The sequence below is a fragment of the Demequina sp. NBRC 110054 genome (assembly GCF_002090115.1).
Lineage (GTDB): Bacteria > Actinomycetota > Actinomycetes > Actinomycetales > Demequinaceae > Demequina.
In genome coordinates this window covers 337,945-357,875 of sequence record NZ_BBRK01000005.1, presented here as the reverse complement: position 1 = coordinate 357,875, position 19,931 = coordinate 337,945, and the positions used below count along the sequence as shown (strand labels likewise).

Here is a 19,931-nt window from a genome sequence, read left to right as displayed (position 1 = left end):
GCGAGCCGCCGCATCGTTGAGGTGTCAATGGTCGGATCTGACCGACAGTCGAAGGAGATGGCGATCATGAAGGTGCAGGGCAAGGCGGGCTGGATGATTGCGGGAGCGGTGGGCTCGATCGCACTCGGAGGAGCGGCGTTCGCGAGCGCAGGGGCGCTGCCACTGTTCTCGGGAGGCACCGTCGAGCAGACGGTCGACGAGGAGGCCGATCCGGCTGAGGGAGCCGTCGCCATTCATCTGGGTGACACCTCGGTCACCGACGTGCAGGACGACTCGTCGTCCGAAGACGAGGTGGAGGCGGTGACTGCGGAGGACAGCCACGACGGTGAGGACTCCTCTCCCGAGGAGCGTCTCACGATCGTCAAGGATGACGTGGGCGACGACGAAGGGGACGACTCGGGCGACGACGCTGCGGACGACGATTCCTCGGACGACGGCTCTGGCTCGTCGTACCGCGAGAGCCACAGCGGGACCAGCGGAGACGGAGCGACGCACGAGGCGGAGAGCGAGAGCCACGGGTCGTCCCATGTCGAGCACTCCACATCGTCGGAGTCCGCCGAGCACGGGACTGAGGACGAGGTCGAGTACGAGGACGAGGTCGAGGTCGAGCACGAGGACGAGGTCGAGCACGAGGACGAGCACGAGGACGAGTCGGACGATTGACCTCGAGCCATGCGTGGGGTCAGCACCCTCGCGGGGGTTGCGCGGAGGCGCGGACTACCGACGCTTGGCCAGGCGGTAGCCGGCGCCTCGCACCGTCTGGATCCGGTCGTGGCCGAGCTTCCTCCTCAGGTAGCGGACGTACACGTCGACCACGTTCGAGCCGGGGTCGAAGTCGTAGCCCCAGACGCGTGAGAGGAGCTGCTCTCGGCTCAGCACATGCCCCGGGTGCGCGATCAGCTCGGCGAGAAGCGCGAACTCCCGCGCCGACAGCTCCACCTCCCGCGCGTCGACCGTGACGGTGCGGGTGAGCGGGTCGAGGACGATCCCCTCGTGCGCGAGGGAGGACCCCTCGGTCGCGTGGACCTTCCCGCGTAGCCGCAGCCTCACCCGTGCCAGCAGCTCCTCGAATCGGAAGGGCTTTCCGAGGTAGTCGTCGGCCCCCGACTCGAGGCTCGCGACGGTGTCCTCGACCGAGGTGCGCGCGGTGAGGATGATCACAGGGACGTGGCTCCCCGAGCCGCGCAGGCGCTCGAGTACCGAGTATCCGTCCGTGTCTGGCAGCCCGAGATCGAGGATCACCAGATCGCAGTCCTGTGCCATCGCGAGCTCGAACCCCTCCGCCCCGGTGCGCGCGTGCGCGGTGGTGAAACCGGCGGCGGCGAGTCCCTTGGAGACGAACGAGGCGATGCGCTCCTCGTCCTCGATGATCACGATCCTGCTCATGACGTCGCCGGCTCCCCGCGGTCGGCGGGCATGGGCAGCACGAGTGTGAAGCGTGACCCCTCGCCCGCGGTCGACTCCACCTCGACAGATCCACCGTGCGCCTGAGCGATCGCCGCCACGATCGCGAGGCCGAGTCCGAGGCCTTCACTGCGTCGTCCCTGGGAGTAGCGCTCGAACAGGTGAGGGAGCAGCGCGGGCTCGATCCCGCGGCCCGTGTCCCTCACCCACACGCGGGCCGCGCCGTCGACGATGGCGCTGCCGATCCCGATCTCCGAGCCTTCCCCGGAGAACCTCACCGCGTTGGATGCCAGCTGAAGCACCGCTTGCGTCAGGCGCTGCTCGTCGGCGCGAAGCGTTCCCTCCACGCACTCGTCCAGGACCCACGCGCGTTCGCCCAGAGCGCGGCTCTTCGCCAGCACCGTCTCGGTGAGCTGCGCCAGGTCGACGCGTGCAAGCCGCACGAAGTCGGGCCGGTCCGACTTTGCGAGCGTCATCAGGTCCTCCACCAGGCGGCTCATGCGGTCGAGCTCCTCGAGGCTCACCTCTCGGGCCGCGGCGGAGTCCTCCTCATCGCGGGGATCCATGAGCTCGAGGTGACCCCTCACGACCGTAATCGGCGTGCGCAGCTCGTGGCTCACATCGTCGAGCAGCGCGGTGTGTGACGCGAACGCCGACTCGATGCGCTCGAGCATCTCGTTGACGGCCTCGGTCATGTCCGCGAGGTCGTCGGTGCCCGAGACGGGGATGCGTTCCGCGAGGTCGTCCCTCCCGATCTCCCGCGCTGTGGTCGCGAGCACGCGCACCGGCCTGAGGAGTCGGCCCGCGATCCACCACGCGACGATGCTGACGAGGATGAAGGAGACGAGCGCGACCCATCCGTAGATCCAGAATGCGCGCGTGAAGCGCGCGAGCTCGGCCGCCTCGTCGTACGCGCGCACTTCCGCCGCCACCTCGCCTCCCGGCTCCGTGCGCGGATCCTCCGCGACGACAAGCGCGCCCTCCGTGCTGATCGTCGCGGGAGTCACCGCGACGCGATAGGACGTCACCTCGGTCTCGATCCGCACGATCGACTGCTGCGTGGCCGTCGCCAGCGGCGCCAGGGCGGCAATCAGCTCCGCGTCGGACTCGAGAGACAGGGGAGCGTCGTCGACCACGTACGCCAGCTCGCCGTCGACGAAGCCGACGATGCCCTCGTGCGGTTCGGGGATGGCGCGCTCAAGGGCGGTCCGGAGCGCCTCTCGGGGCGAGCCGAGCGGCGCGCCCGTCGACGGGTCCACCCCGTCCTCGACGAGGTCGATGAACTCCTGAGCGTCCGAGGCGAGGTCCTCATCGATCCTGATCTTGACCTCGGCGTCCTGGATCTGCTCGGCCACGAGACCGGAGACGAGCAGGGCGGCGGCCGCGAGGAACATGATGGACGCGACGATGCGTGCGCGCGCGCTGACCGTGCGCGGCGACCTCGTCCACCTCGACATGGCTGCTCCCTCAGCGTCCTCCCTCCACGGTACCGAAGCGCCGGCCCCGCGGCTTGGGAGACATCGTCAGGGGCACGCCAGGGGCCGTGAGGTGCGTGCGGGAGGTCCGGGGTCGGTAGCATCGTGTCGGTAACTCTCCGCCCACCCTCCAAGGAGCACGAACGTGTCCAGCCTCATCGCGACCATCGACGGCACCGAGCGAGAGCTCGCGGCCGGCACGACGGGGTCGGACCTGTTCGGCGACCGCAAGGACGTGGTCGTCATGCGCGTCGAGGGCGCGCTGTGGGACCTCGCGCGCGAGATCCCCTCCGGCGTAGCCGTCGAGTCCGTGACCACCTCCGACCCCGACGGGCTCATGGTGCTGCGCCACTCGACCGCGCACGTGCTCGCGCAGGCCGTCCAGCAGGTCAACCCGGACGCCAAGCTCGGCGTGGGCCCGCCCATCGAGAACGGCTTCTACTACGACTTCGACGTGGAGACTCCGTTCACGCCGGAGGACCTCAAGAAGCTCGAGAAGGCGATGCAGCGCATCGTCAAGGAGGGGCAGGCCTTCGTGCGGCGCGAGGTGACCCGCGACGAGGCGCTCGCCGAGCTCGCGCATGAGCCGTACAAGTGCGAGCTGTTGAATCAGGAGGCCGCGGGCGCCGAGGGCGCCTCGGTCGAGATCGGCGACGGCGACATCACGATCTACGACAACGTGCGCCGCAACGGTGAGCGTGCCTGGGGCGACCTGTGCCGCGGCCCGCACGTGCCGTCCACCAAGGTGCTCGCGAACGGCTGGTCGCTCATGCGTTCGGCCGCCGCGTACTGGAAGGGCTCGGAGAAGAACCCTCAGCTCCAGCGCGTCTACGGCACCGCGTGGCCCTCCAAGGAGGAGCTCGTCGCCTACAAGGACCGCCTGGCCGAGGCCGAGCGTCGCGACCACCGCAAGCTCGGCGCCGAGCTCGACCTGTACTCGTTCCCCGAGGAGATCGGCTCCGGCATGGTGGTGTTCCACCCTCGCGGAGGCGTCATCAAGCGCGAGATGGAGGACTACGTCCGCCAGCGCCACATCGAGGAGGGCTTCGAGTACGTCTCGACCCCCCACATCAGCAAGGACGCGCTGTTCTACACCTCGGGTCACCTGCCGTACTACAAGGGCACGATGTTCCCGCCGATGCACGTCGATGAGGAGATCGACGAGCAGGGCAACGTCACGAAGCAGGGCCAGGAGTACTTCCTCAAGGCCATGAACTGCCCGATGCACAACCTCATCTTCCGCTCGCGGGGCCGCTCCTACCGCGAGCTGCCGCTGCGCTTCTTCGAGTTCGGCTCGGTGTACCGCTACGAGAAGTCGGGAGTGGTGCACGGGCTCACCCGCGTACGCGCGATGACCCAGGATGACTCGCACTCGTACGTGACCCCCGAGCAGGCGGGCGCCGAGATCGAGCACCTGCTGCGCTTCGTGACCGGGCTGCTCGAGGACTTCGGGCTGACCGACTACTACTTCGAGCTCTCCACGCGCGACACCGAGGGAGACAAGAAGGACAAGTTCATCGGCTCGGACGAGCAGTGGGAGTCGGCGACCGAGGTGCTCCGCTCGACCGCGGCGAGCTTCGGGCTCGAGCCCGTGCTGGACCCGGGCGGCGCCGCCTTCTACGGTCCCAAGATCTCCGTGCAGGCCAAGGACGCGATCGGTCGCACGTGGCAGATGTCGACCATCCAGTACGACTTCAACCAGCCCGAGCGCTTCGGCCTCGAGTACACCGCCGCCGACGGCTCACGCCAGCAGCCGGTGATGATCCACTCCGCGAAGTTCGGCTCGATCGAGCGCTTCCTCGGCGTGCTCGTCGAGCACTACGCGGGCGCGTTCCCCGTCTGGCTCGCGCCCGTCCAGGTGCGGTGCGTGCCCGTCGCCGAGCCCTTCAACGACTACCTGCACGAGGTCGCCTCCAAGCTGCGCGCCCAGGGCGTGCGCGTCGAGGTCGACGACTCCGACGAGCGCTTCCCCAAGAAGATCCGCACCGCGTCCAAGGAGAAGGTGCCGTTCGTGCTCATCGCGGGCGGCGAGGACGCCGAGGCCGGTGCGGTGTCGTTCCGCTTCCGCGACGGGAGCCAGGACAACCAGGTGCCCGTGGACGAGGCCGTGGAGCGCATCGTCCAGGCGATCAAGGACAAGGCGCAGGTCTGACGTGCCCGAGGTGGTCGACTCGGAGAAGATGGGCGGGGTGCCGGACGGCTTCGACCGTCTGTGGACCCCGCACCGCATGGCCTACATCACGCACTCCTCGGGGCGCGCGCGCATCGAGGGCGAGAACGACTGCCCGCTGTGCAAGAAGGTCTCGGACGACGACCGCGAGCACCTCGTCGTGCACCGCGGCGAGACGTGCTACGTGGTCCTCAACCTCTTTCCGTACAACCCCGGCCACCTCATGATCTGCCCGTACCGGCACATCGGCTGGTACACCGAGGCGACCCCGGAGGAGCGCGCGGAGATCGCCGAGCTCACCGCGGAGGCGATGGAGGTGCTCCAGGCGCTCAGCGGCACCCAGGGCTTCAACGTCGGGATGAACCAGGGCGTCCCCGGCGGCGCCGGCATCTCCGAGCACCTGCATCAGCACGTCGTCCCCCGGTGGACCGGCGACGCGAACTTCCTGCCCATCATCGGACGCACCAAGGCCGTGCCCGAGCTGCTGGATGACACCTGGCAGCGCGTGAGCGAGGCCTGGGCGGCGCGCCGCTGACCGACCCGACGACCGACCCTTACCTGAAAGGCACCGATGCTCTCGAGCCTGCGGCCGCTCATGGCCAAGATCTGGCAGGCCCCCGCGAAGGCGCTCCTGCGCGCGGGGATCCATCCCAACGCGGTGACGATCGTCGGAACCATCGGCGTCGTCTTCGGGGCGGTCTTCTTCTTCCCTCGGGGCGGCACGTCGCTCGCGTGGGGCGTCCTCGTGATCGTCATCTTCGTGATGACCGACATGCTCGACGGCACGATGGCGCGGCTGTCCGGCAAGACGTCCCGCCTGGGCGCGTTCCTGGACTCGACCCTGGACCGCGTCGCGGACGCCGCGATCTTCGGCGCGCTCGTGTGGACCTATCGCGACGACACGTGGACCGGGCTCGGCGCCCTGCTGTGCCTCGCGATCGGTTCGTTGGTGCCGTATGCGCGTGCCAAGGCCGAGAGCCTTGACGTCGAGGCGGCCGTCGGTATCGCCGAACGCTCGGACCGGCTGGTGCTCGGACTCGGGGCGACGCTCGCGGTGGGGCTCGGAGCCCCGGTGTGGGTGCTCACGATCGTCCTCTGGCTCCTGGCGCTCGCCGCGGCGATCACCGTGGGGCAGCGCACCTGGCGCGTGGTGCTCGCGAACCGCGAGGACCTCGACGACGCGGATGACCACCACCGCGACTCCCTCGACTACCAGCACCACCCGGACGATGCGCCGGGTCGCCCTCACACGGAGGTCGCGCGGGCGGACGAGGCGCCAGGCGACGCCAGCCCCGGCGCTCGATGAACGCCTTCCTTCTCGCCTGGCGCGCCTCGCGCTGGCTCCCCGTGAACATCGTCCGGTTCCTCGCCTGGGCCCTCGCCATGGTCGGCTGGGCCACCCACGCCAACGCAGCGCGCCGGCTCGAGGACAACCTTGCGCGCGTGACAGGGGCGGACGGACGGACGCTTCGGCGCATGTCCCGCCGAGGCATGGCCTCTGTCGCCCGCTACTACGCGGAGGTGCTCGAGATGAGCCGCCTCGACGGCGACACGGTCGACGCCCGCGTGCGGTGCGAGGCGTCGGACGAGGTGCTCGCGATCTTCGGCGGCGAGGACGCCGCGATCGCCGCGCTCGGGCACTGCGGCAACTGGGATCTGGTGGGCGCCTACGCGTGCCGGAATCTGATGCGCGTCACGGCCGTCGCCGAGGTTCTCAAGCCGCGCGAGGTCTTCGAGGAGTTCGTCGAGCTGCGCGCGAGGCACGGCATGACCATCCTGGGGCACGAGGGGAGCACGACCTTCCGGTCGCTCATCCGCATCGCGCGCTCGGAGACCACCCTCGTGTGCCTCGTCGCCGATCGCGACCTGTCCGGCTCGGGCATCGAGGTGTCGATGTGGGGGAGGACCGTCAAGGTCGCGCCGGGGCCCGCGGCGCTCGCCGCCGCCACCGGCCGCCCCATCCTCCCCGTGCACGTGCGATACGAGCGGCTTCACGGCGCGCGCCGCCGGGCAGCGCGGTCGCGCTGGGGTACGGTGCTCTCGTTCGGGCCGGTGATCGATCCTGCCCGGTTCGAGGGAGAGCGACGCGTGGAGCACATGACTCAGGAGTGGGCCACGTCGCTCGCCGAGGCGGTCGCCGCCCATCCGGAGGACTGGCACATGCTGCAGCGCTTCGGCTGGGCGGGGGAGTCGTGACATGCGCATCGGCATCGTCTGCCCGTACTCGCTCGATCGCCCTGGCGGCGTCCAGCTCCATGTGATGGACCTGGCCCAGGCGCTCCTCGCGCGCGGGCACTTCGTCTCGGTCCTGGCGCCCTCGGCGCCCAACACGCCCGTCCCCGGGTATGTCACGAGCACGGGCCGCTCGATCCCCGTGCCGTACAACGGCTCGACCGCGCGCCTGTCCTTCGGGCTGCTCACCGCGTCGCGCGTGCGCAAGTGGCTGCGCGAGGGCGAGTTCGACGTGGTCCACCTGCACGAGCCCGGTGCGCCGTCGATCTCCGTGATCGCGATGTGGGCGCGGCTGGGACCCACGGTCGCCACGTTCCACACGTCCAATGACGACTCGGCGCTCATGCGGATCGGCAAGCCGTTCATCAAGCCGGGCTATCAGGAACTCGACGCGCGCATCGCCGTATCGCCGTCCGCAGCGCGCACGGTGCAGCAGCATCTCGGCGTGGAGGCCACGCACATCATCCCCAACGGCGTGGACACCAGCACGTACGTCTCGGCGGTGCCGCGCGAGCAGTGGAAGGGCACGCCGACCGAGCCGACCATCGGCATCCTCGGCCGCATGGACGAGCCGCGCAAGGGCCTCGACACGTTCCTGGGCTCGATCGCGCATGTGCGTCGCGAGGTGCCGGGAGCCCGGTTCCTGGTCGCGGGCAGGTACTCGGAGCGCATCGCGGAGCGCATCCGCCGTGCGGGCGCGACCGCGATCGGGCCGCTCGACGCCAAGGACAAGGAGCGCTTCATGTCCTCGGTCGACGTCTACGTCGCGCCGAACACCGGGGGAGAGAGCTTCGGCATCGTCCTCGTGGAGGCCATGGCGGCGGGCGCCGCGGTCATCGCGAGCGACCTGACCGCGTTCCAGGACGTCGGCACCGCGGGCGACGGCGAGCTCGCCGTGCGGCTGTTCCCGGTCGGCGATCAGGCCTACCTCGCGGGAGAGGTGGTCTCCCTCATCCGCGACGGCAACGCCCGCAGGAGGCTCGCGCGCAGGGGCCAGGCGCTCGCTGGCACCTTCGACTGGCTCCAGGTCGTGCCGAGGGTCGAGGAGACCTACCTCGACGCCATTAGACTTGACGCCGAACTTAGTCCCCAGCCGGCGAAGGAAGAAGACAGAGCATGAGCGAAGCCACCACTGCCCCCCAGGTCGGAACCGACCTCGTCAAGCGCGGCATGGCCGACATGCTCAAGGGCGGCGTCATCATGGACGTCGTGACGCCCGAGCAGGCGAAGATCGCCGAGGACGCCGGCGCGGTGGCGGTCATGGCCCTCGAGCGCGTCCCCGCCGACATCCGCGCGCAGGGTGGCGTGTCCCGCATGAGCGACCCGGACATGATCCAGGGCATCATCGACACGGTCTCGATCCCCGTCATGGCGAAGGCCCGCATCGGCCACTTCGTCGAGGCGCAGGTGCTCGAGAGCCTCGGCGTCGACTACATCGACGAGTCCGAGGTGCTGACGCCCGCTGACTACACGCACCACATCGACAAGTGGAACTACACCGTGCCGTTCGTGTGCGGAGCGACGAACCTGGGCGAGGCGCTGCGCCGCATCTCCGAGGGCGCGGCGATGATCCGCTCGAAGGGCGAGGCCGGCACGGGCGACGTCTCGAACGCCACCACGCACATGCGCAAGATCCGCGCGGAGATCAAGGCCCTCACGGCGATGCCCGAGGACGAGCTGTACGTCGCGGCGAAGGAGCTCCAGGCCCCGCTGCCGCTCGTACAGGAGATCGCGAAGACCGGCAAGCTTCCCGTGGTCCTGTTCACCGCGGGCGGCATCGCCACCCCGGCGGATGCCGCGATGATGATGCAGCTCGGCGCCGAGGGCGTGTTCGTCGGCTCCGGCATCTTCAAGTCCGGCGACCCCGCGGCGCGCGCCAAGGCGATCGTCAAGGCGACGACGTTCTACGACGACCCCAAGGTCATCGCGGACGTCTCGCGCGGACTCGGCGAGGCCATGGTCGGCATCAACGTCGAGGAAGAGCCCGAGCCGCACCGCCTGGCCGAGCGCGGCTGGTGAGCATGGCGCCCGAGCCCGCCGCGCGCGTGACGCGCGAGGGGGCCCGGGTGCTGGTGGTCTCGCGGGACCGCCGGATGCTCGTGCTCCGGGCGCACGATCCGCATCAGCCATCGCGGTCGTGGTGGTTCACGCCGGGCGGCGGCATCGAGCCGGGGGAGACCCCGCTCGCCGCCGCGGTGCGTGAGCTCGCGGAGGAGACGGGCATCGTGTGCGGCGAGCATGAGCTCGTCGGGCCGGTGTGGGAGCGCACCGCGTTCTTCGACTTCATGAGCAGGCCGTACGTGCAGCATGAATTGATCTACCTCCTTGAGGTGGACTCGATCGACTCGCACGTCGAGCAGCGCTGGACCGAGGCCGAGAGGGACACGATCGACGAGATCGCGTGGCTCGCCGAGCACGAGCTGCGCGAGGCGGAGATCGAGGTGTTCCCCGTGCGACTGCGGGAGTCATGGGACGAGTTCCTCGCATGGAACGGTGAGACGGTGAACCTGGGAGAGGTGGACGAGTGACGACGATCGGGGTCCTGGCGCTGCAGGGCGACGTGCGTGAGCACCTGCATGCGCTCGAGCGCGTCGGCGTGGAGGCCGTGGGCGTCCGCAGGCTCGCGGAGCTCGAGGCGGTCGACGGGCTCGTCATCCCCGGCGGCGAGTCGACGACGATCGACAAGCTCCTGCGCATCTTCGACCTCTACGAGCCGCTCAAGGCGAGTCTCGCCGACGGACTACCGGTGCTGGGCACGTGCGCGGGCATGATCATGCTCGCGTCCGACATCATCGGCGGGATCGAGGGCCAGCAGACGCTCGGTGCGATCCCCATGACCGTGCGCCGAAACGCGTTCGGCCGTCAGGTCGACTCGTCCGAGGTCGAGCTCACGTGGCGGCCCGACGGCTCGACCATGCACGCGACGTTCATCCGCGCGCCGTGGGTCGAGTCGTTCTCCGACGACGTCGAGGTGCTCGCGGTGGACGAGGCGCATGGCGACCGCACCGTGGCGGTGCGCCACGGCAACGCGATCGCGACGAGCTTCCACCCCGAAGTCGTCGCGCCAGGCACGACGCCCGACGACCGCGTGCACGCGCTGCTGGTCGACATCGTGCAGGGACGATGACCGACCTGGCCTGGGAGCGCAGGGTCGCCGAGTTCTGGGCGGCCGCCGACCGGAGCGACCCGGCCGTGGTCCTCGAGGCCGCTGAGAAGATGTGCGTCGGCGCGGCGGACGGACCCGCGGGGCTGTACGAGCTCGCCTCCGCGCACGACTTCGTCGGCGACGAGGAGGGTGCCGTCCCTCTGTACCGCCGCGCGCTCGAGGCCGGTCTCGACGGAATGCGTCGCGACGAGGCGGTGATCCAGCTCGCAAGCTCGCTGCGCAACGTGGGCCTGCCGACCGAGGCGGTCGGGCTGCTTCAGGAGGAGCAGGTGCGCGAGGAGCTCCGTCCCGCGGCGCAGGCCTTCCTCGCGCTCGCCCTCCAGGACGCGGGGCGGTGTCACGAGGCGCTCTCGACGGCCCTCACCGCGCTCGCGCCGAGCCTTCCGCTGTATCAGGGCGCGATCACGCGCTACGCCGAGGGGCTTCGGGGGCGCTGACCGCGGCCCCCTGCGGCGCCTGCACCTTCGGGGGCCTGGCTCCTGCGTAGAATGGTCGGCAGTTCTAGAACCTGCGCGACGAGGAGCACACGTGTCCGGTCACTCCAAATGGGCCACCACCAAGCACAAGAAGGCGGTCATCGACGCCAAGCGCGGCAAGCTGTTCGCCAAGCTGATCAAGAACATCGAGGTCGCGGCGCGCACCGGCGGCGGTGACCCGGCCGGCAACCCGACGCTGTTCGACGCGATCCAGAAGGCCAAGAAGTCCTCGGTCCCGAACGACAACATCGACCGCGCAGTGAAGCGCGGCTCCGGCGACGAGGCCGGTGGCGCGCAGTACGAGACCATCATGTACGAGGGCTACGGGCCGAACGGCGTCGCGATGCTGATCGAGTGCCTCACCGACAACCGCAACCGCGCCGCGATGGAGGTCCGCACCGCGCTGACCCGCAACAACGGCACGCTCGCCGACCCGGGCTCGGTCGCCTACCTCTTCTCCCGCAAGGGTCAGGTCATCGTCCCCATGGAGGGCACGACCGAGGACGCGCTCATGGAGGCGACGCTCGAGGCGGGCGCCGAGGAGATCGAGGACGGCGGCGAGGTCTTCGAGATCACGTCGGAGGCGACCGACGTCGTCGCCGTGCGCACCGCGCTCCAGGACGCCGGTATCGACTACGACTCGGCCGAGGCCGTGTGGACGCCCTCGATGAGGGTCGAGCTCGACGTCGACGGCGCCAAGAAGATGCTGCGCCTCATCGATGCCCTCGAGGACTGCGACGACGTCCAGAACGTCTACGCCAACATGGACGCCTCGGACGAGGTGCTCGAGGCGGCAGCGGCCGAGTAGCCCATGCGGGTCCTCGGCGTCGACCCTGGCCTCACCCGCTGCGGGCTCGGCGTCGTGGACGCGCAGGCGGCGCGGCGCATCGCGCTCGTTGACGTCGCCGTCGCGAGGTCTCACCCGGACGATGCGGTGCCACGTCGGCTCCACCAGATCGCCGACGCGGTCGAGACCATGCTGGATACGCATCGTCCCGAGGCCGTGGCCCTCGAGCGGGTCTTCGCGCAGCACAACGTGTCCACGGTCATGGGAGTCGCACAGGTCTCCGGCCTGGTGATGGTCGCCGCGGAGCGTCGCGGACTTCCCGTCGCGATGTACACGCCGTCCGAGGTCAAGGCCGCGGTCACCGGCGACGGTCGCGCGGGCAAGCAGCAGGTCGGCACCATGGTCACGCGGCTGCTCGGGCTCGAGGAGATGCCCAAGCCCGCGGACGCCGCCGACGCCCTCGCGATCGCGATCGCGCACGCGTGGCGAGGCGGCGCTGCTCCCGCCGCGTCGCGGGCCACCACGGACGCGCAGCGGCGCTGGGCGGAGGCCGAGCGGGCGGCGCGTCGACGCGGATAGCACCGAGTCATCCCGTAGCCTCGTTCGTACATACGTTCGAAGAGGGAGGCCGCGTGATCGCGCAGCTCACGGGAACCGTGGCGCACGTCGGTGCGTCGACGGTCGTGATCGACGTCGCAGGCGTGGGGTACCGTGTGCTGTCGACGCCATCCGCGCTGGCGGAGCTCAGGACCGGGCAGCACACGACGCTCCACACGCACCTCGTGGTGCGCGAGGACTCCATGACGCTGTTCGGCTTCTCGGTCGCCTCGGAGCGCGACACGTTCGAGGCCCTGCAGAACGTCCAAGGCGTCGGGCCCAAGATGGCGCTGGCCATGCTCGCGGTGCATTCGCCTGACTCGCTCGTCGCGGCGGTGCAGGCGGGGGACCAGAAGGCGCTCACGAAGGTGCCTGGGATCGGCCCCAAGGTCGCCGCGCGCCTGCTGCTCGAGCTCGGCGGTCGCCTGGTCCTGCCCGAGGACGGCGCCCCCGCATCGTCCGTGGATGCGAGCGTGCAGGTCGTCGAGGCCCTCGTGGGACTCGGGTACCAGCTCAAGGCGGCCGAGAAGGCCGTGGAGGCCGTCGCGGAGGGATCCGTCGCCGAGTCGGACGTGCCGGATACCCTGAGGGCGGCGCTCAAGTCGTTGGGAGGATCGCGTGGCTGACGAGCTCGACGACCTGGAGCGCGTGGTGAGCGCCGAGGCGGACGCGATCGAGAGATCCTCCGAGGCCGCGCTGCGTCCGCGCAATCTCGACGAGTTCGTCGGCCAGCGCACGGTGCGTGAGCAGCTGTCGCTTGTGCTGCGCGCCGCGGTCGGACGCGGAGGCACCTCGGATCACGTGCTGCTCTCGGGCCCGCCCGGGCTCGGCAAGACCACGCTCGCGATGATCATCGCGCAGGAGATGGGCTCGACGCTGCGCGTCACCTCCGGCCCCGCGATCGCGCATGCGGGCGACCTCGCGGCGATCCTCAGCTCGCTCGACGAGGGCGACGTGCTCTTCATCGACGAGATCCACAGGCTCGCGCGGCCCGCCGAGGAGATGCTCTACCTCGCGATGGAGGACTTCCGGGTGGACGTCGTCGTCGGCAAGGGACCCGGCGCGACCTCGATCCCGCTCACGCTCCCGCCGTTCACTGCTGTCGGCGCGACGACGCGCGCGGGCCTGCTGCCCGCGCCGCTGCGCGACCGCTTCGGCTTCACAGGTCACCTGGACTTCTACGAGCCCGACGAGCTCAAGGCGATCCTCGTGCGCTCCGCTGGCATGCTCGAGCTGTCGATCTCCCACGACGCGGCGGGGGAGATCGCCTCACGCTCGCGCGGGACGCCTCGCATCGCGAACCGCTTGCTGCGCCGCGTGCGCGACTGGGCGCAGGTGCACGGCGACGGTCGTGCGACGCTCTCGGCCGCCCGCGCGGCACTCGAGGTGTACGAGGTCGACGAGCGGGGCCTCGACAGGCTCGACCGCGCGGTGCTGGGCGCGCTGTGCACGCGCTTCGGCGGCGGCCCCGTGGGGCTCACCACGCTCGCGGTCGCCGTCGGCGAGGAGCCCGAGACCGTGGAGACGGTCGCCGAGCCGTTCCTGGTGCGCGAGGGTCTCATGAGCCGGAGCCCGCGCGGCCGGGTCGCGACGTCGCTCGCGTGGGATCACCTGGGGCTGCACGCGCCCGACCGCCCCATCGAGGGCACCGGCGGCTCGCGGCTCTTCGACTGACGCGTCGGTTTTCGACTCTGAGCGTTCTCAGGGCTAGACTTCCCTGGGCCCGTACGGGCAGAACAATCGTGAGGAAATCAGTGTCAACTGCAGCGAAGGCCGCGCGTCGCGCGCTCATGTGGCTGGGCATCATCCTCGTCGTGGGCTATGGAGCCCTCGCGGCGGGCGTGCTGACCGGTGCCACGACCCTTGCCCCAGGGCTTGCCCTCGACCTTGCCGGAGGACGCCAGCTCACGCTGCAGGCGACCACCACCGACGGCTCCGAGGTCACTCAGGAGGACCTCGAGCAGGCGGTCGAGATCATCCGCAAGCGCGTCGACGCCTCGGGCACGTCCGAAGCGGAGATCACGACGCAGGGATCGAACGTCATCGTCGTCTCCCTGCCGGGCAACCCCTCTGACGAGACCATCGACCTGGTCCGCCAGAGCGCGCAGCTGCAGTTCCGCCCGGTCCTCAACTACCAGTACTCGTCGTGGATCACCGCCTCCGCCTCGGCGAGCGCCTCGGCCTCCGCGAGCGCCTCCGCCTCGGCGACCTCCGACCCTACGCCTTCCGGCTCGGCCTCGGCCGCGAGCAACGTCGTCGTGGGTGAGGCCAGCGACGAGGCCACTCCCGCGGCCTCCGCCACAGCGGCCGACCCCACGGCGAGCGCCTCCGCGTCGCCGTCCGCCTCGGCGAGTGCGAGCACGAGCACTGAGACCAGCTCGACCGACGCCGCGGCGGGCACCGCCTCCGACCTCGCGTGGCTCACCGACGAGCTGCAGGCCGAGGCCGATGCGCTCGACTGCTCCGACGAGGCCAACCTCGGTGGCGCAGACCTCGGCGACCCCGACGCCGGCCACGTGGCGTGCTCCGAGGACGGCTACTACGTCTACCTGATGGGTCCCGTCGAGCTCACCGGTTCCGACGTCGCGAGCGCCACCTCCGGCCCGTCCTACAACTCGACCGGCGCGCTCACCGGCGAGTACGAGGTCGTCCTCAACTTCACCGACGAGGGCACCGACATCTTCGACGACATCACGCAGCGCCTCATCCAGCTCGAGGAGCCGCAGGACCAGTTCGCGATCATGCTCGACGGCGTCGTGATCTCGGCGCCCGCCGTGCAGGTCCGCATCTCCGGCGGCACCGCGTCGATCACGGGTGACTTCACCCAGGCCGAGGCGCAGCAGCTCGCCGCGCAGCTCCAGTTCGGTGCGCTGCCGCTCACGCTCGAGCTCCAGTCCAACGACAACATCCCCGCGACGCTCGGTCAGGACCAGCTCGAGGCCGGCCTCATCGCGGGTCTCATCGGCCTGATCCTCGTCGTCATCTACTCGGTGTTCCAGTACCGCGCGCTCGGTCTCGTGACCGTGGGCTCGCTGTTCCTCGCCGGCGTCATGACGTTCATGGCGGTCGACCTCCTCTACTGGATGATCGGCTACCGCCTGTCGCTCGCGGGTGTCGCAGGCCTCATCGTCGCGATCGGTGTGACCGCCGACTCGTTCATCGTGTACTTCGAGCGCGTCAAGGACGAGCTGCGCGAGGGCAAGTCCCTCCCCGCGGCGATCGAGCGCGGCTGGAAGCGCGCGAAGCGCACGATCCTCGCGTCCGACGCGATCAACCTTCTCGCGGCAGTGGTCCTGTACCTGCTCGCGGTCGGCTCGGTCAGCGGCTTCGCGTTCACGCTCGGTCTCACGACCGTGATCGACATCATCATCGTCTTCCTGTTCACCCATCCGGTGCTCGTGCTGCTGTCGCGCACCAAGTTCTTCGGTGGGGGCCACGCCTGGTCGGGACTGGACCCGCGCCAGCTGGGCAGGGACTCGTTCTACAAGGGCCGCGGTCGCACTCGCTCGACCGAGACCAAGACGCTCGCGGAGCGCAAGGCCGAGGCCGCGAACGGAGCCGACGCGGACGCTGCCGCCGAGGCAGCGAAGGGCGGAGAGAACTGATGGCCGGCAACCTCGCACAGTGGGGCAACGCCCTGCACTCGGGTGAGAAGATCTACCCGATCGTCCGTCAGCGCAAGCGCTGGTTCGTGATCTCCGGCGCCCTCATGGCGCTGTCGATCGGCTCGCTGCTCATCTTCGGCGTCCAGCTCGGCATCGACTTCACCGGCGGCAGCCAGTTCCTCGTGACGACGGACTCGGAGGACGTGTCGATCGCGCAGGAGGTCGGCGACGAGTACGCCCCCGACTCCGAGCCGCTCGCGACGACCCTCGGCGCCGACCGCATCAAGCTGTCGATGGGCGAGGTCGAGATCGAGACCGCGCGCGAGATCACGGCCGCGCTCGCCGAGGCCTACGACGTGGATGAGGCCGACGTCGCCTCCACGCAGATCGGCCCCACGTGGGGAGCCGAGGTCGGCAAGAAGGCCCTCCAGGGCCTCGTGGTCTTCCTCGTGCTCGTCTCGATCGTGATGACGCTGTACTTCCGCGCATGGCGCATGGCGGCGTCCGGAATCATCGCGCTGCTGCACGATCTCGTGTTCACGGTCGGCATCTACGCCCTGATCGGATTCGAGATCACCCCCGCGTCCGTGATCGGCTTCCTGACGATCCTCGGCTACTCGCTCTATGACACCGTCGTGGTCTTCGACAAGGTCCGAGAGAACACCAAGGACGTGCTCACGCAGAACCGCTTCACGTACGGCGAGCTCGCGAACCTCGCGCTCAACCAGACGCTCGTGCGCTCGATCAACACCTCCGTCGTGGCGCTGCTGCCCGTCGCATCGATCCTCTTCATCGGCTCGTTCGTGCTCGGCGCGGGAACCCTCAAGGACATCTCGCTCGCGCTGTTCATCGGTATGGCGGTCGGCACGTACTCGTCGCTGTTCGTGGCCACACCCCTCGAGGTGCAGCTGCGCACCCGCGAGGAGAAGATCGCGAAGCACACCGAGAAGGTGCTCGCGCTGCGCGAGTCGGGCGAGGCGCAGGTCGTCGTGGGTGACGACGGCGAGGTTCGCGTGGGCGCGCTGCAGCCGGGGGAGCACCTCGGCACGTCGGCGCAGCCCAAGCGAAAGCACCGCAAGTAGACTGGGGCCCTGCCGCGGAAGGAGGATCGAGTGACTGAGACACGTTCCTCCACCGCGTCCGTCGGGCCCCTGGGATTCCTGCGTCGCGGTCAGCGCGAGCCCACCGCGATCGACGGGCTCGTCGAGACCTTCCGCTCGCACTACCCGCGCGAGCGCGTCGAGCTGATCGAGCGCGCCTACCGGGTCGCCGAGAAGGCGCACCGGGGCCAGAAGCGCAAGAGCGGCGAGCCGTACATCACGCACCCCATCGCGGTCGCGCAGATCGTCGCCGACCTCGGGCTGCCCGCCTCGGTGATCGCCGCGGCGCTCCTGCACGACGTCGTCGAGGACACGGACTTCTCGCTCGAGCGCATGGAGGACGAGTTCGGCGCCGAGATCGCGATGATCGTGGACGGCGTCACGAAGCTCGACAAGGTCAAGTACGGCGACGCCGCGCAGGCCGAGACGGTCCGCAAGATGGTCGTCGCGATGGCGAAGGACATCCGGGTCCTCCTGCTGAAGCTCTGCGATCGCCTGCACAACGCCCGCACGTGGGAGTTCGTGAGCCCCGAGTCCGCGCGCAAGAAGGCGCAGGAGACGCTCGAGATCTACGCGCCGCTCGCGCACCGCATGGGCCTCAACGCGATCAAGTGGGAGCTCGAGGACCTGTCCTTCCGCGCGCTCTACCCGAAGATCTACCAGGAGATCGTCGAGGTCGTCGCCGAGCGGGCGCCCGAGCGCGAGAAGTACCTCGCGCAGGTGCGCGAGGAGATCGCGACCGACCTGCGCGAGATGCGCATCAAGGCGACCATCACCGGCCGCCCGAAGCACTACTACTCGGTGTACCAGAAGATGATCGTCAGGGGCCGCGACCTCAACGACATCTATGACCTTGTGGGCGTGCGCATCCTCGTCGAGACCGTGCGCGACTGCTACGCGGTGCTCGGCGCGATGCACGCGCGCTATCAGCCCGTGCCGGGACGCTTCAAGGACTACATCGCGACCCCGAAGTTCAACCTGTACCAGTCGCTGCACACCACGGTGATCGGCCCCTCGGGCAAGCCGGTCGAGCTGCAGATCCGCACGCACGACATGCACCGTCGCGCGGAGTACGGCCTCGCCGCGCACTGGCGCTACAAGGAGAACGGTCGCACGGGCCAGGAGTCGACCGGGACCCCGGGAGACATGGGCTGGCTGCGGCAGATCGCCGACTGGCAGCAGGAGACGGCCGACCCGAGCGAGTTCCTCGACTCGCTGCGCGGGGAGATCGCGCGCGCCGAGGTCTACGTGTTCACGCCGCGCGGCCGGCTGCTGTCGCTTCCACAGGGCGCGACCCCCGTCGACTTCGCCTACGCCGTGCACACCGAGGTCGGCCACAAGACCATCGGCGCGAAGGTCAACGGGAGGCTCGTCCCGCTCGACTCGACGCTCGAGAACGGCGACACGGTCGAGGTGCTCACCACGACCGATGAGAACGCGCATCCTCGCCGTGACTGGCTCGACTTCGTGCAGTCGACGCGTGCGCGCAACAAGATCCGGCAGTGGTTCACCCGCGAGCGCCGCGAGGAGTCCGTCGAGACGGGACGCGACATGCTCGCGCGGGCGATCCGTCGCCAGCATCTGCCGATGCAGCGCCTCATGTCGCGCTCGACGCTCCTCGCGCTCGCCAAGGAGATGCACTACGACGACGTCGACGCGCTCTACGCCGCGATCGGCGAGCACAAGGAGCAGCCCTCCGACGTGGTCGCGCGCATGGTCGAGGCCGTCGGCGGCCAGGAGGGGGCCGACGAGGACCTCACCGAGATCACGCGGCCCGGGACCGGTCAGAAGACCCGCAGGGGAGATCCCGGCGTCTCCGTGCACGGTCTCGCGGACGTGGTGGTCAAGCTCGCGAAGTGCTGCACTCCCGTGCCGGGCGACGCGATCCAGGGCTTCATCACGCGAGGTCAGGGCGTGAGCGTCCACCGCGCCGATTGCGACAACCTCGCGAACCTCAAGACTCAGCAGCCCGAGCGCCTGATCGATGTGCAATGGACCGGCCAGCACGAGGCCACCTACATGGTGCAGATCGAGGTGGAGGCGCTCGACCGCAACCGGCTGCTGTCCGACGTGGTGCAGGTGCTCTCGGACCACCACGTCAACATCCTCGGCGCCAATGTCTCGACGTCGAGGGATCGCGTGGCGCTCAACACGTTCACGTTCGAGATGGCGGACCCGTCGCACCTCGGCGCGGTCCTCGGCGCGATCCGTCGCATCGAGGGCGTCTACGACGCGCGCCGCATCACGGGGGCCCGCCGGCGCTGACGGCTCACGCGGCAGCGTGGCCGCCTCGATCCGAGCGGTCGGCGTCGCCCCATGCCTCGAGCACGGCTCTCCACGCGGACGCGGCGCGCATCCGCGCCCTGTCAGGCGCGACCGCGAGGAGCTCGGCGGTCACCTCATGCTCACGCACCGTTCCCGCGCGCAGCTCGCGCCACACCGTGGGGATGGCCGATGTCAGGGGAGCCCAGCGCAACGCGTCGACCAGGCAACGCGCGGTCGACGCGACCGTGAGGGGGCCGATGCTCGAGGTCGGCAGCGCAGCGGTCCCCTGCGCATGGATGCGTACGCGGCGCGCCCGGTCCTGCGCGGGACGGAGCCCCCGGGAGCCTCGGCGGCGCAACACGTCGACGGTGGCGGGAAGCTCCCCTCCGTGCCTCACCCAGATCCCCGAGAGCCCGGTGACGATCGCGCCTCGCGGCACCTCGGGCGCGAGGGCGAGCGCTCTCAGCGTGGGAGAGACCGGCACATCGACGGGGCAGCCCGCCGCTCCCGTGAGGGGCACGAGGCATCCCTCTCGCGCCGCGCGCGCGAGGCCGACGGGACCGATGTCCGAGACGTCCACGAGGATCATCCCTCGAGGATGACAGCGAAGCGCGCGGCTCGCGGCGGATCGAGACGGGCCTGGGGACAACGAAG

General features: G+C 69.9%; 20 protein-coding genes. 17 read left to right on the top strand and 3 right to left on the bottom strand.

What is annotated here, in order from left to right; genetic code table 11:
• Nucleotides 1–57: 57 nt before the first annotated feature.
• Nucleotides 58–663, top strand: a complete 606-nt coding sequence (locus tag B7K23_RS10935; protein WP_234996504.1) for a hypothetical protein — start codon at nucleotides 58–60, stop codon at nucleotides 661–663.
• Between the two features lie 54 nt (nucleotides 664–717).
• Here the strand turns inward: B7K23_RS10935 and B7K23_RS10930 are convergent, their stop codons facing one another.
• Both B7K23_RS10930 and B7K23_RS10925 read right to left on the bottom strand, forming a co-directional pair.
• Entirely contained in the window at nucleotides 718–1,386 is a 669-nt protein-coding gene (locus B7K23_RS10930; protein ID WP_084126612.1) for a response regulator transcription factor, read from the bottom strand.
• The gene (locus B7K23_RS10925) at nucleotides 1,383–2,861 is read right to left on the bottom strand and encodes an ATP-binding protein (RefSeq protein WP_084126611.1); all 1,479 of its coding nucleotides are present in this window, start codon (nucleotides 2,859–2,861) and stop codon (nucleotides 1,383–1,385) included. The genes B7K23_RS10930 and B7K23_RS10925 overlap by 4 nt, the downstream gene beginning before the upstream one ends.
• 163 nt (nucleotides 2,862–3,024) lie before the next feature.
• On the opposite strand from B7K23_RS10925, the gene thrS reads away from it, so the two are divergent.
• The 16 genes from thrS (at nucleotide 3,025) to B7K23_RS10845 (ending at nucleotide 19,277) form a co-directional block, all read left to right on the top strand.
• On the top strand, nucleotides 3,025–5,031 hold the full coding sequence (gene thrS / locus B7K23_RS10920; RefSeq protein ID WP_084126610.1) for a threonine--tRNA ligase: 2,007 nt from the start codon (nucleotides 3,025–3,027) through the stop codon (nucleotides 5,029–5,031).
• A 28-nt stretch (nucleotides 5,032–5,059) separates the two neighbouring features.
• Nucleotides 5,060–5,584, top strand: a complete 525-nt coding sequence (locus tag B7K23_RS10915; RefSeq protein WP_084126958.1) for an HIT domain-containing protein — start codon at nucleotides 5,060–5,062, stop codon at nucleotides 5,582–5,584.
• 36 nt (nucleotides 5,585–5,620) lie between these two features.
• Nucleotides 5,621–6,355 carry a phosphatidylinositol phosphate synthase gene (gene pgsA, locus B7K23_RS10910; protein WP_084126609.1) on the top strand — a complete coding sequence of 245 codons (735 nt, stop codon included), beginning with the start codon at nucleotides 5,621–5,623 and terminating at the stop codon, nucleotides 6,353–6,355.
• The gene (locus B7K23_RS10905) at nucleotides 6,352–7,245 is read left to right on the top strand and encodes a phosphatidylinositol mannoside acyltransferase (RefSeq protein ID WP_084126608.1); all 894 of its coding nucleotides are present in this window, start codon (nucleotides 6,352–6,354) and stop codon (nucleotides 7,243–7,245) included. The genes pgsA and B7K23_RS10905 overlap by 4 nt, the downstream gene beginning before the upstream one ends.
• 1 nt (nucleotide 7,246) lies before the next feature.
• Entirely contained in the window at nucleotides 7,247–8,401 is a 1,155-nt protein-coding gene (locus B7K23_RS10900; protein ID WP_084126607.1) for a glycosyltransferase family 4 protein, read from the top strand.
• Complete coding sequence (pdxS, locus tag B7K23_RS10895; RefSeq protein WP_084126606.1) at nucleotides 8,398–9,300, top strand: pyridoxal 5'-phosphate synthase lyase subunit PdxS; 903 nt, start codon at nucleotides 8,398–8,400, stop codon at nucleotides 9,298–9,300. The genes B7K23_RS10900 and pdxS overlap by 4 nt, the downstream gene beginning before the upstream one ends.
• Nucleotides 9,301–9,302: 2 nt before the next feature.
• On the top strand, nucleotides 9,303–9,809 hold the full coding sequence (locus B7K23_RS10890; protein ID WP_084126605.1) for an NUDIX hydrolase: 507 nt from the start codon (nucleotides 9,303–9,305) through the stop codon (nucleotides 9,807–9,809).
• A complete protein-coding gene (pdxT, locus tag B7K23_RS10885) occupies nucleotides 9,806–10,408 on the top strand; it encodes a pyridoxal 5'-phosphate synthase glutaminase subunit PdxT (protein WP_084126604.1) in 603 nt (200 codons plus the stop codon). The genes B7K23_RS10890 and pdxT overlap by 4 nt, the downstream gene beginning before the upstream one ends.
• Nucleotides 10,405–10,884 carry a tetratricopeptide repeat protein gene (locus B7K23_RS10880; protein WP_084126603.1) on the top strand — a complete coding sequence of 160 codons (480 nt, stop codon included), beginning with the start codon at nucleotides 10,405–10,407 and terminating at the stop codon, nucleotides 10,882–10,884. Before pdxT ends, B7K23_RS10880 begins: the two co-directional genes overlap by 4 nt.
• A 91-nt stretch (nucleotides 10,885–10,975) precedes the next feature.
• Entirely contained in the window at nucleotides 10,976–11,731 is a 756-nt protein-coding gene (locus B7K23_RS10875; protein ID WP_084126602.1) for a YebC/PmpR family DNA-binding transcriptional regulator, read from the top strand.
• Nucleotides 11,732–11,734: 3 nt separating this feature from the next.
• Entirely contained in the window at nucleotides 11,735–12,289 is a 555-nt protein-coding gene (gene ruvC / locus B7K23_RS10870; protein WP_084126601.1) for a crossover junction endodeoxyribonuclease RuvC, read from the top strand.
• A 53-nt stretch (nucleotides 12,290–12,342) separates the two neighbouring features.
• A complete protein-coding gene (gene ruvA, locus B7K23_RS10865) occupies nucleotides 12,343–12,933 on the top strand; it encodes a Holliday junction branch migration protein RuvA (RefSeq protein ID WP_084126600.1) in 591 nt (196 codons plus the stop codon).
• Nucleotides 12,926–13,981, top strand: a complete 1,056-nt coding sequence (ruvB, locus tag B7K23_RS10860; RefSeq protein ID WP_084126599.1) for a Holliday junction branch migration DNA helicase RuvB — start codon at nucleotides 12,926–12,928, stop codon at nucleotides 13,979–13,981. The genes ruvA and ruvB overlap by 8 nt, the downstream gene beginning before the upstream one ends.
• A gap of 80 nt (nucleotides 13,982–14,061) precedes the next feature.
• Nucleotides 14,062–15,912 carry a protein translocase subunit SecD gene (gene secD, locus B7K23_RS10855; RefSeq protein ID WP_143338243.1) on the top strand — a complete coding sequence of 617 codons (1,851 nt, stop codon included), beginning with the start codon at nucleotides 14,062–14,064 and terminating at the stop codon, nucleotides 15,910–15,912.
• Nucleotides 15,912–16,994: a protein translocase subunit SecF gene (gene secF / locus B7K23_RS10850; protein WP_084126598.1), complete on the top strand. Its 1,083-nt coding sequence runs from the start codon at nucleotides 15,912–15,914 to the stop codon at nucleotides 16,992–16,994. Before secD ends, secF begins: the two co-directional genes overlap by 1 nt.
• Before the next feature lie 30 nt (nucleotides 16,995–17,024).
• Entirely contained in the window at nucleotides 17,025–19,277 is a 2,253-nt protein-coding gene (locus tag B7K23_RS10845) for a bifunctional (p)ppGpp synthetase/guanosine-3',5'-bis(diphosphate) 3'-pyrophosphohydrolase (protein ID WP_234996503.1), read from the top strand.
• Nucleotides 19,278–19,281: 4 nt separating this feature from the next.
• Here the strand turns inward: B7K23_RS10845 and B7K23_RS10840 are convergent, their stop codons facing one another.
• Nucleotides 19,282–19,866: a hypothetical protein gene (locus B7K23_RS10840; protein WP_084126596.1), complete on the bottom strand. Its 585-nt coding sequence runs from the start codon at nucleotides 19,864–19,866 to the stop codon at nucleotides 19,282–19,284.
• Nucleotides 19,867–19,931: the final 65 nt, after the last annotated feature.

Bases quoted from the DNA above. Each gene is read 5' to 3' on its own strand.
- B7K23_RS10840 (WP_084126596.1), bottom strand. From the start codon at position 19,866: ATGATCCTCGTGGACGTCTCGGACATCGGTCCCGTCGGCCTCGCGCGC.
- secF (WP_084126598.1), top strand. From the start codon at position 15,912: ATGGCCGGCAACCTCGCACAGTGGGGCAACGCCCTGCACTCGGGTGAG.
- B7K23_RS10930 (WP_084126612.1), bottom strand. From the start codon at position 1,386: ATGAGCAGGATCGTGATCATCGAGGACGAGGAGCGCATCGCCTCGTTC.
- B7K23_RS10905 (WP_084126608.1), top strand. From the start codon at position 6,352: ATGAACGCCTTCCTTCTCGCCTGGCGCGCCTCGCGCTGGCTCCCCGTG.
- B7K23_RS10890 (WP_084126605.1), top strand. From the start codon at position 9,303: ATGGCGCCCGAGCCCGCCGCGCGCGTGACGCGCGAGGGGGCCCGGGTG.
- B7K23_RS10925 (WP_084126611.1), bottom strand. From the start codon at position 2,861: ATGTCGAGGTGGACGAGGTCGCCGCGCACGGTCAGCGCGCGCGCACGC.
- B7K23_RS10880 (WP_084126603.1), top strand. From the start codon at position 10,405: ATGACCGACCTGGCCTGGGAGCGCAGGGTCGCCGAGTTCTGGGCGGCC.
- ruvC (WP_084126601.1), top strand. From the start codon at position 11,735: ATGCGGGTCCTCGGCGTCGACCCTGGCCTCACCCGCTGCGGGCTCGGC.
- B7K23_RS10915 (WP_084126958.1), top strand. From the start codon at position 5,060: ATGGGCGGGGTGCCGGACGGCTTCGACCGTCTGTGGACCCCGCACCGC.
- pgsA (WP_084126609.1), top strand. From the start codon at position 5,621: ATGCTCTCGAGCCTGCGGCCGCTCATGGCCAAGATCTGGCAGGCCCCC.
- pdxS (WP_084126606.1), top strand. From the start codon at position 8,398: ATGAGCGAAGCCACCACTGCCCCCCAGGTCGGAACCGACCTCGTCAAG.
- B7K23_RS10935 (WP_234996504.1), top strand. From the start codon at position 58: ATGGCGATCATGAAGGTGCAGGGCAAGGCGGGCTGGATGATTGCGGGA.
- B7K23_RS10900 (WP_084126607.1), top strand. From the start codon at position 7,247: ATGCGCATCGGCATCGTCTGCCCGTACTCGCTCGATCGCCCTGGCGGC.